Source organism: Shewanella sp. WXL01 (assembly GCF_012263345.1).
Lineage (GTDB): Bacteria > Pseudomonadota > Gammaproteobacteria > Enterobacterales > Shewanellaceae > Shewanella > Shewanella maritima.
In genome coordinates this window covers 843,849-857,603 of the sequence record NZ_JAAIKQ010000001.1, presented here as the reverse complement: position 1 = coordinate 857,603, position 13,755 = coordinate 843,849, and the positions used below count along the sequence as shown (strand labels likewise).

13 protein-coding genes are annotated in these 13,755 nt (G+C 44.6%); 2 read left to right on the top strand and 11 right to left on the bottom strand.

The features are described from left to right. The first annotated feature begins 56 nt into the window (after window positions 1-56). Complete coding sequence (locus tag G3R49_RS03720) at window positions 57-1,517, top strand: aminoacyl-histidine dipeptidase (protein WP_167868671.1); 1,461 nt, start codon at window positions 57-59, stop codon at window positions 1,515-1,517. 133 nt (window positions 1,518-1,650) lie between these two features. On the opposite strand, the gene dinB is transcribed toward G3R49_RS03720, so the two are convergent. Then, on the bottom strand, window positions 1,651-2,730 hold the full coding sequence (gene dinB, locus G3R49_RS03715) for a DNA polymerase IV (protein WP_167868670.1): 1,080 nt from the start codon (window positions 2,728-2,730) through the stop codon (window positions 1,651-1,653). Window positions 2,731-2,960: 230 nt separating this feature from the next. Between dinB and G3R49_RS03710 the strand changes: the two genes are divergently transcribed. Continuing rightward, window positions 2,961-4,883: a methyl-accepting chemotaxis protein gene (locus G3R49_RS03710; protein ID WP_167868669.1), complete on the top strand. Its 1,923-nt coding sequence runs from the start codon at window positions 2,961-2,963 to the stop codon at window positions 4,881-4,883. A gap of 93 nt (window positions 4,884-4,976) precedes the next feature. Here the strand turns inward: G3R49_RS03710 and bfr (G3R49_RS03705) are convergent, their stop codons facing one another. The 10 genes from bfr (G3R49_RS03705) to G3R49_RS03660 form a co-directional block, all read right to left on the bottom strand. Further along, window positions 4,977-5,444, bottom strand: coding sequence for a bacterioferritin (gene bfr / locus G3R49_RS03705; protein ID WP_130598204.1), 468 nt, complete (start codon window positions 5,442-5,444; stop codon window positions 4,977-4,979). Window positions 5,445-5,460: 16 nt separating this feature from the next. After that, window positions 5,461-5,925: a bacterioferritin gene (gene bfr, locus G3R49_RS03700; RefSeq protein WP_167868668.1), complete on the bottom strand. Its 465-nt coding sequence runs from the start codon at window positions 5,923-5,925 to the stop codon at window positions 5,461-5,463. Window positions 5,926-6,135: 210 nt separating this feature from the next. Next, window positions 6,136-6,357, bottom strand: a complete 222-nt coding sequence (nqrM, locus tag G3R49_RS03695; RefSeq protein ID WP_130598206.1) for a (Na+)-NQR maturation NqrM — start codon at window positions 6,355-6,357, stop codon at window positions 6,136-6,138. A 24-nt stretch (window positions 6,358-6,381) separates the two neighbouring features. Next, complete coding sequence (locus G3R49_RS03690; protein WP_167868667.1) at window positions 6,382-7,395, bottom strand: FAD:protein FMN transferase; 1,014 nt, start codon at window positions 7,393-7,395, stop codon at window positions 6,382-6,384. A 130-nt stretch (window positions 7,396-7,525) separates the two neighbouring features. After that, window positions 7,526-8,773: an NADH:ubiquinone reductase (Na(+)-transporting) subunit F gene (gene nqrF, locus G3R49_RS03685; RefSeq protein WP_130598208.1), complete on the bottom strand. Its 1,248-nt coding sequence runs from the start codon at window positions 8,771-8,773 to the stop codon at window positions 7,526-7,528. Window positions 8,774-8,817: 44 nt separating this feature from the next. Further along, entirely contained in the window at window positions 8,818-9,426 is a 609-nt protein-coding gene (gene nqrE / locus G3R49_RS03680) for an NADH:ubiquinone reductase (Na(+)-transporting) subunit E (protein ID WP_130598209.1), read from the bottom strand. 5 nt (window positions 9,427-9,431) lie between these two features. Next, entirely contained in the window at window positions 9,432-10,064 is a 633-nt protein-coding gene (locus G3R49_RS03675) for an NADH:ubiquinone reductase (Na(+)-transporting) subunit D (protein ID WP_130598210.1), read from the bottom strand. Then, complete coding sequence (locus G3R49_RS03670; RefSeq protein WP_130598211.1) at window positions 10,064-10,861, bottom strand: Na(+)-translocating NADH-quinone reductase subunit C; 798 nt, start codon at window positions 10,859-10,861, stop codon at window positions 10,064-10,066. Before G3R49_RS03670 ends, G3R49_RS03675 begins: the two co-directional genes overlap by 1 nt. Then, a complete protein-coding gene (locus G3R49_RS03665; RefSeq protein WP_130598212.1) occupies window positions 10,854-12,050 on the bottom strand; it encodes an NADH:ubiquinone reductase (Na(+)-transporting) subunit B in 1,197 nt (398 codons plus the stop codon). The genes G3R49_RS03670 and G3R49_RS03665 overlap by 8 nt, the downstream gene beginning before the upstream one ends. After that, window positions 12,050-13,384 carry a Na(+)-translocating NADH-quinone reductase subunit A gene (locus tag G3R49_RS03660; protein ID WP_167868904.1) on the bottom strand — a complete coding sequence of 445 codons (1,335 nt, stop codon included), beginning with the start codon at window positions 13,382-13,384 and terminating at the stop codon, window positions 12,050-12,052. Before G3R49_RS03660 ends, G3R49_RS03665 begins: the two co-directional genes overlap by 1 nt. Window positions 13,385-13,755 lie beyond the last annotated feature (371 nt).

The following is a 13,755-nucleotide window of genomic DNA, read 5'->3' as shown; positions in this document are numbered from 1 at the left end:
TAAACTGGGAGTAGCAAGCGCCGCAGCATAAACAACGACTAATTGAGGGCTCAATCGTGACCGCAATCAACCAATTATATCCTCAACCGCTTTGGCAATGGTTTGAACAAATCTGTGCAATTCCTCACCCATCAAAGTTCGAACAAGCTTTATCACAGCATATTCAAGATTGGGCAAATGCTCAGGGCTTGAATGTAGTTGAAGACAAAGTCGGTAACCTAATCATCAAAAAACCAGCCACACCTGGTATGGAAGATCGCAAAGTTGTTGCCCTGCAAGCCCATATTGATATGGTGCCGCAAAAAAATGCTGACAAAGAGCATGATTTTGAAAAAGACCCAATCGAAGCTTATGTTGATGGAGAGTGGGTAAAAGCTAACGGCACGACACTCGGTGCAGATAACGGTATTGGTATGGCATCGGCGCTGGCTATTTTGGGCAGCAGCGACATTAAACACGGCCCATTAGAAGTATTGCTAACCATTGATGAAGAAGCAGGCATGACAGGCGCATTTGGTCTTGAAGCTGGCATGCTTGATGCTGAGATCCTGATCAACACAGACTCAGAGCAAGAAGGCGAGATCTACATGGGCTGCGCTGGCGGCGTTGACGGTCAAATCTCTGTACCAATGACATGGCAAGCACCTGAGCAAGATAATGCTAGCTACCGCTTAACTTTATCTGGTTTAAAAGGTGGTCACTCGGGTGTCAACATTCACCTAGGCCGCGGTAATGCCAACAAGCAGCTTGCACGCTTCTTATTTGAATATGCTGACAACCTAGCACTTGAGTTAGTCAACTTTACTGGTGGCTCGCTGCGTAATGCTATCCCACGTGAAGCAAACATTAGTTTTATGCTGCCTGCAGATAACGTTGAGTTACTTGAGCAAAACATTGCCCAGTTTCAGGCAACCATTCGCGCAGAGCTAGCCATTGCAGACCCAGATATGACCTTAACTCTACAAGCGATTGACTCGCCTACTAAAGTAATGAGCGAAACTGCGCAGAATAGCTTAATTGATTTACTTAATGCTTGCCCGAACGGCGTGATGCGTATGAGTGATGAAGTTGAAGGCGTAACTGAAACATCACTAAACGTTGGTGTGATTTCTACCGAGGAAGAGCAAGTTCAAATCTTGTGCCTTATCCGCTCGCTTATCAACTCAGGTCGCGACGAAATTGAAGGCATGTTGACGTCACTAGCTCATTTGAGCGGTGCAGGCATCGAGTTTAGCGGTGCTTACCCAGGTTGGAAGCCAGATAATAGCTCACCTGTTATGGAAATTGTGCGCGCAACCTACAACGGCATTTACAAGAAAGACCCTACCATTATGGTTATTCACGCGGGTCTTGAGTGTGGTCTATTTAAAGAGCCGTACCCGAACATGGACATGGTATCCATTGGTCCAACTATCCGCTTCCCACACAGCCCAGATGAAATGGTCAACATCACCACTGTTGGTCAATACTGGGAGTTACTACTTGCGGTGCTAGAGAATATTCCAGCGAAAAGCTAATTCTCATTAGCAAGGTTAAACATCGAAAAGGCTGCATTTGCAGCCTTTTTTTATTGAAAACAGCATTACTGAATGAGTATTAAGACCTAGGTGTTTAGAGGTAAACATTAGTACACCGAGTTGCTGCATTTGCTTACAGCGGCAAATCAAGTTGTGAGCTTTGTGCAACATGAGTTGCTTCTTGGCTTTGCGCCTCACCTGCAAGCCCAACACTCACGCCCAGTAAACGAATACCTCTACCATTGGCACGCTTTAAGGCATCTTCAAGCAAACTCGCGAACAAGTTGACTGACAGCTCATCGCTGCGATGCTCAATCGTAGTTTGCTTAAAATCATTAAACTTAAGCTTGACCACTTGCTTGTTAATGCTTCTATCTTTAGCACTGCGCTGCATTCGCGATGACAACTCTTGAATGAGTTGCGGCATCACCTGCTGACATTGGCTTAGGGTATAAATGTCTTTTGCTAAGGTGGTTTCAACGCCCACCGACTTGCGCACGCGATTAGGGCTAATAGCTCTTTCATCACGCCCATAAGCCCGCTCATGCAATACACTGCCAAACTTACCAAAGCGCTGCACAAGTGCTTGTTTTGGATAATTTTGCACATCCTCACAGGTATTTAATCCAAGGTCAGCAAGCTTCTTCGCTGTAACCTTACCAACGCCGGGGATCTTTTTCAGAGCTAAGGGTTTAATAAACTGCGCTATATCATCAGGGCGAATGACATACTGACCATTGGGTTTATTGAGATCTGAAGCAATCTTGGCAAGAAACTTAACTGGCGCTACACCAGCTGATGCTGTCAGCCCAGTTTGCTGATAAATCTCATCGCGTATCGCCTGTGCCATTAAGGTGGCACTGCCCTTACACAATTGGGTATCTGTGACATCCAGATAGGCTTCATCTAGCGATAAAGGCTCAATAAGGCTGGTATAGCTCTTAAAGATTTCGCGAATTTGCGCCGAAACATCTTTGTAAACTTGCATCCTTCCTGGCACCAAAGTCAGGTCTGGGCACAGCTGCAACGCTTGATGACTACTCATGGCTGAGCGCACCCCAAAAGCACGCGCTTCATAATTACAAGTACTGATCACCCCACGCCTATCACTTCTGCCCCCCACAGCTAATGGCTTCCCCCTTAGTTCGGGGAAGTCACGCATTTCTACAGCGGCGTAGTAACAGTCCATGTCGATATGAATTATTTTTCGCATCTGTTGCTCATATCAGTGACCAAAAAACGATTACCACAATATTACTGTATAAAAAAACAGTATTCAATAAAACCTGTTATTTGGTTAGAGCAGGGAACAGAAACGCCCTCAAAAGCGGCAAGTCACATTTTGTATAACACTGATACAAGAATATTGATGAAGTTAGCAGTTTAATTAGCATACTATCCTTAGAATAATAAAAAGTATAATAATACAATTAGGATAAGCTAATGAAAAAGCTCGGCTTTAAAGCAAGTTTACTCTCTGCTATGACAGGACTGCTGATGTTGTCTCTGCTCATTAGTAGCCTAGTAACCTATGTGCAATTTAAAGACAGTGTGCAAGATGCGCTGGTACAAAACATTCACCATGTGATTGAACAAAAAGTTATCGAGATTAAATCTCGCTTTGAGCGCACAACCAGCGCGGTCACTGAGCTAGCCATGCTCTATCGTCAAGAAAATGGTCAAAGTCAAAATCAACATAGCCACGTGGCTATGACGCAATACACAGCAAAACTGGGCGGCGTGAGCAAAGTGATCATAGGCTTTGATGATGGCAGCAGCTATGTGTCTAAAGCCTCAGAGTCTTTTCCTAATGGTGTGGGTATCGTATCTAAGTATGACCCTCGAACTCGTCCCTGGTATCAAGCAGGTAAGCGCTCTCGTGGCATTAGCCTAAGCGATGTGTTCTTTACCCGCACTGATGCGATACCAATGCTCGGAGTGATGCATCAAATTGATGGCGGCATCATCATGGCTGACCTCCGCTTTGACCAACTTACCTCAGAGCTAAACAAGCTCAATGAAATTGAAGGCGCTACGGGCTTTATCGTCAATAAACAGGGACTAGTACTGGCTTCTACCTCGCCTTTTATCGAGGCAAAACAAAACATCAATGATATAGCCGACTTAAAGCAAGTGTCCCAACAAGCTTTGGGGGTCAACCAAAGTGTGGCAACTCACGAACTCAATGGCGAGGCCACATTAGTTGCCAGCAAACGTATCGAGCTGATTGATAACCAAGAGTGGTACGTCATTGTTACTGTGGATGAGTCCAGCGCGTTTGCCCCGCTATACCAAGCAACGTTTAAATTACTATTGGTCGTGATTCTAGTATTGATTGCTTCGGTAGCGGGATTGCTCGTCGTGCTCAACAAGCTGTACCTACCAATTGCTGAGCTGCGCACTTTAGTGACGGAGCTATCTCAAGGTAACGGCGATCTCACCAAACGTCTTGAAGTTAAATGCAATGACGATATAGGTAAAATTGCCAGTGGCATTAACCAGTTCATTAGCCAGCTACAAAGTATGATGAAAGAGATTAATCAGGCAACTGTTGCACTGTCATCTGGCGTACATTCTCTACAACAATTCAGTGAGCATTCTCAGCAAATTTTAACCTCACACACCAGCGAAACCACACAAATCGTGACCGCGATAGAGCAGCTATCGAATACCGCTGAAATGGTTGAAGCCAATACAGTAGAAGCGGCGAAGCACACTCATGAAGCGCATCACAGCGGCGCCCATTCTTTAAAAACTATCGAGTCGACCCAGCAAGGTATTCTTGCCCTTGCGAGTCAAATCAACGAAACCGCTGGCAAAGTTGAGCATATGAACAATGAGACTAGCTCGATCCAGTCCATTGTTGATGTAATTGGCGCCATTGCCGAGCAAACCAACTTACTGGCACTTAACGCCTCGATTGAAGCAGCTAGAGCCGGCGAGCAAGGCAGAGGCTTTGCAGTGGTCGCTGATGAAGTGCGCGCACTAGCGAGTCGCACCCAAACCAGCACCAGTGAGATTGAGCAGGCGCTCGCACAGCTAAAATCTGAAGCAACCAATGTAGTGGCATCGATTGCCTCAACAGAGCAAGCGTGTGGCACAACCGTTGAAGAAGTGGCGGATACCTCTGCAAGCTTGCAACAGATGAGCGTGATTATGGATGAGATCAATGCGCTAAATAGCCAGAACTCAACCTCAGCTAGCGAGCAAAATCAGGTTATTCAGGCGATTAACCTCAACATGCATCAGATCCACGATATGGTAGAAACCTTGAATGAAGAGGGGCAACTGCAGCAACAAGAAACCGCTAATATTGCCGAAATCAATGACAAGCTGTCAGGCCTGATTGGTCAATTTAAGCTTTAGTCTTAGATAAACACTACGGCCAGAGCAAACAATGCTATAAACAAAAACGCCGCTAATACGTTAGCGGCGTTTTTTGTATAGCAGAGTATGCAATTACATTTGCTTTTGCAGGTAATTTTGCAGACCCACTCGCTCGATTAGGCGTAGTTGCTTCTCAAGCCAGTACATGTGATCCGACTCAGTATCATCGAGTAAAACTTCAAGCAGCTCGCGAGTTTGGTAATCACCCTTTTCTTCACAAAGTGCAATCACCTTACGTAAGTCTTCAGCAACCTTGTATTCGTACTGAAGGTCATTCTCAAGCATCTCTTTAACGTCTTTACCAATGTTTAGCGCTTCGCGGCTAGCAACATCTGGTGTACCTTCTAAAAATAAGATGCGCTGAACCAATTTTGCCGCATGCACTTTCTCATCATCTGACTCATGCAAAATACGGGTATATAATTCGTTCAAGCCCCAATCTTCGTACATGTGGGCGTGAACAAAATACTGATCCATTGCTGATAGCTCGCCAGTCAACAATGAGTTTAATGCGTCGATAACCTCTTGATGGCCTTTCATGATAAATATCCTTAACTTACATTTGTGACTGTAGGTAGTTCTCTAAACCGGTCTTAGCGATGAGATCTTGCTGGGTTTCAATCCAGTCAATGTGCTCTTCTTCATCTTCAAGCAACTCTTCTAGCAAGTCGCGACTCATATAGTCACGCTCATCTTCACACAGCTTGATCGCTTTACGTAGCTCTGCAACTTGCTCTGTTACAGCTTCCATATCGCACTGCAGCATTTCTTCAGTGTCCTCACCAATACGCAGCTTGTCTAGCTGTTGCAGGTTTGGAAGGCCTTCAAGAAACAACACACGCTCAATTAATTTGTCGGCGTGTTTCATGTCTTGAATCGACTTTTTGTACTCTTTGCTGTTGAGCTGGTCTAAACCCCAGTGCTTAAACATACGCGCATGGAGAAAATATTGATTAATGGCGGTTAACTCAAAAGTTAACACGCGATTAAGCTGAGCGATGACGTTTGGCTTGCCTTTCATTATCTTGTCCCTAATCAGTGAACTTGATCTAGATCAATTTCACACAGAATAGTACAGCTGAAGTATAAAGTAAATTTTTTCTTTAATTTCATACACTTAATACTGATAAGCATTCTCATTTTTACTTAGCTTAGTATCTGTTGTACAAAATTAAATCACAAAAAAAGCCTTCAAAATGAAGGCTCTTTACAATGTATTCGCAACAACTGGCTAAATAATACGGTTTTTTTCAAGCTTGGCACGGCGCTCTTCTTCCGCCATTCGGCGCTTGCGCTTGTCACATGGGTCATCACAATCACAGGCTTTTTCGATGCCAAGTACGCCTAGACCACCGCAGCTACCCTCAACGGCTTTCTTTTTGATGATGTAGCCCACAGACATTAATACGAAAAACAGCATTAAAATAACGAATGCGGCAATAAATGTACTCATATACGACTCCGATACAACACGAGGCTATTGCACATATGGCAAAAACGCATCGCTATAATGAATTTGATAACCATGGGGCTGCTTTTCAATCAACATTATCGCCAAATCTAACTCACTGGCAAGCGCTAATGATGCTTCGGTGCCCATTACCATCATGGCAGTTGCGTAACCGTCTGCTGACATACTGCTCGGGTGCAGCACAGTTACCGACGCTAACTTATGGTTGATAGGGTAACCGGTTCGCGGGTCAATAAGATGAGAAAAACGCACACCTTTGTCTTCAAAGTAATTACGATAATCACCCGATGTCGCCATCGCCATATCGTTAAGGCTAATGACTTTCGACACCTCGCGCCCCGTCGCATCAGGTTGCTCAATCGCAACTCGCCAAGGTTGACCATCAAGTTTGTGACCTTTGACACTGATCTCGCCACCAACTTCAACTAAATAACCAGACACTTGGTATTTGTCTAATACAGCTGCAACAACATCTACGCCAAACCCTTTCGCGATAGATGATAAATCGACGTATAAATCTGAGTTATGTTTAACTAAATGCCCTGGTTCAATCGAGACACCTTCTACACCCATTTTTGCTTTAGCAATGTCAATATCGAGCTTACTCGGTACCTTGATCGGCCGTTTTTCTGGACCAAAGCCCCAAAGATTAATCAATGGGCCTAAGGTGACATCTAATGCGCCATCGGTTTGTTCATAGAGCTTAATCGCTTCTTGAAGCACTAAAATCGTATCTTGCGACACACGAGTACGTTGACCAGCCTTAGATAGGTTAAATTGCGACAACTCAGACGCTGGTCGATAAGTCGACATCTGATTGTTCACCCGCTCAAGCGCCATATCGATTTCGGCCTGAAGCAATTGCTCGTCGGGGAGATGTTTATTAGGTACCAACTTAATATGGTAAGTGGTGCCCATAGTACGCCCTGCTAAGCTGACCAATTGTGGCTGACTGCAGGCGCTGACAACAAGGACCAATATCAACAGTGACAACAGCTTGGTTATATATCTCATTATCATTCTTTTTGGTTTATACCAATTGGTATTAGCTCTTTATTAGAGCCGTCAAAATAAAAATTGCAGCTTGTTTAACATGTACCTCCATGTTCAACAAAGCTGCAATTCCGTTTACTTAGATGATGGTTTAGCGTTAACCGCCAAAGTCATCCAGTAGGATGTTCTCATCCTCAACACCTAAGTCTTTAAGCATACCAATTACGGCAGCGTTCATCATTGGTGGGCCACACATGTAGAATTCACAATCTTCTGGCGCTTCATGATCGCGCAGATAGTTCTCATAAAGCACATTGTGAATAAAGCCGGTGTAACCGTCCCAGTTGTCTTCTGGCTGAGGATCAGACAGAGCAACATGCCACTCGAAGTTATCATTGGTTGACGCTAGGCCGTCGAAATCTTCTACATAGAACATTTCACGCTTAGAACGTGCACCGTACCAGAAGCTCATCTTACGCTTAGAGTTAAGACGCTTAAGCTGATCGAAGATATGTGAACGCATTGGCGCCATACCTGCACCACCACCAATAAATACCATTTCAGCGTCAGTGTCTTTTGCGAAGAATTCACCAAATGGACCTGAAATCGTCACTTTATCGCCAGACTTAAGGCTCCAGATGTACGATGACATCTTACCACAAGGTAGACTTAGGTTACGTGGAGGCGGCGTAGCAATACGCACGTTCAACATGATGATACCGAACTCTTCTGGGTAGTTCGCCATCGAGTATGCACGAATGGTTTCTTCATCAACTTTTGACTCCAGGTCAAAGAAGCCGAAGTGTTCCCAGTCGCCACGGTACTCTGCAGGTACATCGAAGTCTGCATACTTAACATGGTGTGCAGGCGCTTCAATTTGGATATAACCACCGGCGCGGAACGGCACTGACTCACCGTCAGGGATCTTAAGTTTAAGCTCTTTAATGAAGGTCGCTTTGTTATCGTTAGAGATAACTTCACATTCCCACTTCTTAATACCAAAGATTTCTTCGTCTAGCTCGATTTCCATGTCAGTTTTAACGTTTACCTGACAAGAAAGACGACAACCTTGACGCGCTTCACCTTTACTAATGTGGTCAAGCTCAGTCGGCAGGATATCACCACCGCCTGACTTTACATTCACACGACACTGACCACATGAGCCACCGCCGCCACACGCGCTTGATACGAAAATACCGTTGCTTGCCAACGCGCCTAGTAGCTTACCGCCAGCTTCGGTTTCAAATGCTTTATCAGCATCACCATTGATGCCAATCTTAATGCTACCACTTGCCACAAGCTTAGACTTAGCGAACAAAATCACTAGTACTAAGATCAAGACAATCGCAGTAAACATGCTCACACCTAGATAAACATCTATTGGTGTAGATTCAAGAATACCCATTTACTTATCCTTAAAGGTTCAAATTAATGCATCTCTAGGCGGTCTTATAAAGACACACCTGAGAACGACATGAAACCTAGTGCCATCAAACCAGCAGTAACGAAGGTAATACCTAAGCCACGCAGTCCATCAGGTACGTCAGAATATTTCATTTTCTCGCGGATACCGGCAAGTAGCACAATTGCAAGTGCCCAACCGATACCTGAGCCAATACCGAATACAAAACTTTCACCTAGGTTGTAATCACGCTCAACCATGAATGAAACCGCACCGAAAATCGCACAGTTCACTGTGATTAGCGGTAGGAAGATACCGAGTGCGTTATACAAAGGAGGGAAGTACTTATCTAAAGTCATTTCCAAAATTTGTACTAGCGCAGCAATCACACCAATAAAAGTAATGAACTTAAGGAAGCTCAAGTCCGCTTCAGGTACTCCTGCCCATGCTAACGCGCCTGGAGCAAGAAAACTTTGATAAATGATTTGGTTAGTTGGTACCGCAATACCAAGCACCACAATTACCGCTACACCTAGACCCATTGAGGTTTTAACCTTCTTAGATACCGCTAAGAAAGTACACATACCTAGGAAGAACGACAGGGCCATGTTTTCAATGAAAACAGAGCGAATTAATAAACTAATATAATGTTCCATTTCGCTTACCCTTTAGCTTCTACTTGATCAGGCTTATAAACACGGATCATCCAGATCAAAGCACCAATTAGGAAGAACGCACTTGGTGGCAGTAGTAATAAACCATTTGGCTGGTACCAACCACCGTCAGAAACCTTAGCTAAGATTTCTACGCCGAAAAGTGAACCATTACCAAATAACTCACGCACAAAGCCAACAGATAACAAGATAACGCCGTAACCTAAACCGTTACCAATACCGTCCATAAAGCTCAGCATTGGTGGCGTTTTCATCGCGTATGCTTCAGCGCGGCCCATCACGATACAGTTGGTAATAATTAGACCAACAAATACCGATAGCTGCTTGGCGACATCGTAAGCAAATGCTTGCAGCACCTGGTCAACAACGATTACTAGCGATGCGATTACCGTCATCTGCACAATAATACGAACACTGCTTGGAATATGTGCACGTAGCATTGAGATAAACAAGTTTGAGAATGCACAAACCGCCGTTAGTGCAATGGTCATTACCAAGGCAGTTTCCATTTTACTGGTTACCGCTAAGGCACTACATACACCCAGGATTTGCAGTGCAATTGGGTTATTACTAACAATTGGTCCGGTTAGAACCTGCTTGACGCTATTAGCTTCAGACATTAGCTCAACCCTCCGTTACGTGCTTTTTCAATAAACTTAGCGAAGCCTTCTTCACCTAACCAGAACTCTAAAGAGTACTGAACGCCGTTACCGGTCAGTGTCGCACCAGATAGTGCATCAACGCCGAACTCAGAGTTAGCGACAGCTGGGTTCTTAGTTACTTGAATCGCTAATTCGCCTTGAGCGTTGTATAGCTTCTTACCTTTCCACTTAGCAATCCATTGTGGATTTTGTACTTCACCACCTAGACCTGGTGTTTCACCAGAGCCAGTAAAGTCGTAGTAAACCAATGAACGAATCGTGTTTAGGTCAGCTTCTACCGCTAGGAAAGCAAACATAGTTGACCACAGACCATAACCCTTAACTGGGATAATCACAGTTTGTAGCTGTGAGCTATCATCACGAATTAAGTAAACCACACCGTGATTAGCAACACGCTTAACCGAAGCGATGTCATTAACAGGTTTGAATGAGGTTTCAGGTGTGCGAGCTGCTTTTTCAACGTCGAAGGTATTGCCGTCAACACCTTCTACCCAGTCGCCAGACTTTAGATCAACAACTTTAGCTTCTACGTACTTGTTGTAGGTGTCGATAATTGTTGCTTTTTCGACTTTGCCTGAACGGGTATCAATCAAGCCTGCTGCTTCTAAAATGTACTTTTGCTTATCTAAAAGCTTGTTCTCTAGTTGCGTTGGCTTAAGCAGTACTGCCGCCGTTGACACCAACATAGAACAGATAAAACAAAGACCGATTACAACGAACAGTGTTTTACCGAAAGATTCTTTAGCATTAGCCACGTGCAATCCTCCGCTTGATATTTGCTTGAACCACGAAGTGGTCGAACAAAGGTGCAAAAAGGTTAGCGAATAGAATTGCTAACATCATACCTTCTGGGAATGCTGGGTTGATAACACGGATAAACACCGCCATCGCACCAATTAAGAAACCGTATGCCCACTTACCTTGGTTAGTAAATGACGCTGAAACAGGGTCAGTTGCCATGAACATCATGCCGAAGGCAAAACCACCTAACACTAGGTGCCAGTGGAATGGCATAGCAAACATTGGGTTAGTATCACTGCCAATCGCGTTAAGCAGTAGCGAAACAGCAATCATACCTGCCATTACACCACCAACAATGCGCCATGAAGCGATGCGAGTGTAAATAATCACTAAGCCACCAAGTAAAATAGCAAAGGTAGAAACCTCACCTACAGAACCTGGAATGAAGCCCATAAACGCAGCCATCCAATCAGCATTAGCGTAATCAAGAGTGCCTTGCGCCGCTTGGCTTAATGCCGTCGCGCCAGAGAAGCCATCTGCAACGACCCAAGTAGTGTCACCTGACATGCTTAGCGGGTAAGCAAAGAATAAGAATGCACGACCTGCAAGCGCTGGGTTAAGGAAGTTACGGCCTGTACCACCAAAGATTTCCTTGGCAACGACCACACCAAAGGTGATACCCAGTGCCACCATCCATAATGGAATGGTTGCCGGCAGGGTGAGTGCGAACAGTACCGAGGTAACGAAGAAACCTTCGTTAACTTCATGGCCACGTACAGAAGCAAATAGCACTTCCCAGAAACCACCGACTGCAAATGTCACAGCATAGATAGGTAGGAAGAAACATGCGCCGTAGAACATTAGCCCAGCAATGCCTGAATCAGCCGTTAGCTGACCACCTAGCATTTCAAACAAGCCAACTTGCCACATATCTGGCGTGCCAAAACCGGCAGCCAATGCAACTTGCGCTTGCAAACCAACGTTGTACATACCGAAGAACATTGCAGGGAAAGTACACGCCCAAACAGTGATCATCATACGCTTAAGGTCTAGGTTATCACGAACATGGGTAGCGCCCTTGTTCACCTTACCTGGAGTATAAAATACAGTAGCAACCGCTTCGTAAAGCGCGTACCACTTTTCGTATTTACCGCCTTTTTCAAATTGCGGTTCAATACGCTCGATAAAATCTTTCAAGCTCATTAGCCTTCCCTCTCGATCGTATCTAAGCAGTCACGTAGGTATGAGCCATAGTCATACTTACCAGGACATACGAAAGTACATAATGCTAGATCTTCTTCATCTAGCTCTAAGGCTCCTAATTGAGCTGCGCCATCATAATCACCAGATACTAAGTCACGCAGTAACATAGTCGGCAAAATATCTAGCGGCATAACACGTTCATAGTTACCAATTGGCACCATAGCGCGGTCAGAGCCGCCAGTGCTGGTTGTCATTTTGAATAAACGTGAAGAGCTTAGGTGACCTAGGAATGCGCGAGTAATTGAGTACTTGTCAGCACCAGGCATAGCCCAGCCAAATAGTTCTTTCTCGGTACCTTCCTCAAGTAGACTCACTTGATTGTGGTAACGACCTAGGTATGCATGTGGGCCATGCGCGTGGCGACCGTTTAATACTGAACCTGAAATAACACGAACTGAGCTGCAATTATGCTCATCTTGGGTCAATTCAGTAAGGCTTGCACCAACATGCGTTTTAACTAAGCGAGGCTTAGTTGCTTCAGGGCCTGCTAGTGCAACAACGCGGTCTGTCGTTAACTCACCAGTAGTAAACAAATGACCAATCGCAATCACATCTTGATAGCCAAGATGCCATACAGTGCGGTTAGCAGAGGCTGGAAGCACATGGTGAATATGAGTACCCACTAAGCCCGCTGGATGTTTACCGGCAAACTCCTTCACCTGCGCATTTGCAGCAGGAATGTCAGCACCAGGCGCCTTACATAGGAATACCTTGCCTTCTGCTAAACGTGAAAGCACAGTCAAACCATTAGCAAAATCATCTTTGTTTGCTGCAATAACTACTTGAGGATCGCCAGCGAGTGGCTGAGTATCAATGGCAGTCACAAACAACGCAGCAGGTTCTGAATCTACCGCTGGGACTTTACTGAAAGGGCGAGTACGCAATGTGGTCCACAAACCCGATTCGATCAGGTTGTCGCGAACAGCTTGCGCGTCGAGAGAGGTGAGTTTATCAGCATCGTATTTAGCAAAAGTGACACTTTCGTCACCTTCAATATCAATAACAACTGATTGAAGTACGCGTTTGGCACCTCGGTTGATTTCTTTAATCGTACCACTGGCTAAAGCTGTATATTTTACGCCTGGGTTCTTTTTGTCTTCAAAAATCACCTGGCCTTTTTGTACTTTATCGCCCACTTTGATCTTCATGGTAGGACGTAAGCCAATATACTCTTCACCCAATGTAGCGACGTGTTTAATGGCCGGGCCATTATGGATAACTTGCTCTGGTCCACCCGCGATAGGGAGTTCCAATCCTTTCTTAATTGTAATCATATCCACAAGCACTACGTTTGAAGGAAAGACAATGCGCCACGTTCCGCAACAAGAATAAGTCATTAGCAAACAAGGCGTTAACAAAATAAATATTCTTGAGCTAGCGCAGATTTAACACGAAAATGCGATCGTAATCACGCTGGTCGCGCGCATTTTACCCCAATTATGAGACTACCGCCACGAAAATTATTTGTATTTTCAAACTGCAAGGGACTCAGGGCGTTAACATTTCAAACAGTTTGGCTCAGGGTAAGGTTTTCACTAAAAATCGGCATACTTTTTCGAGTTCGATTTACTATAGCACTAATTTTTATAGAAAATATTTTGGAAAGACTAATATTTAAACTATTAGTAAAAGCAAATAAAGCTCA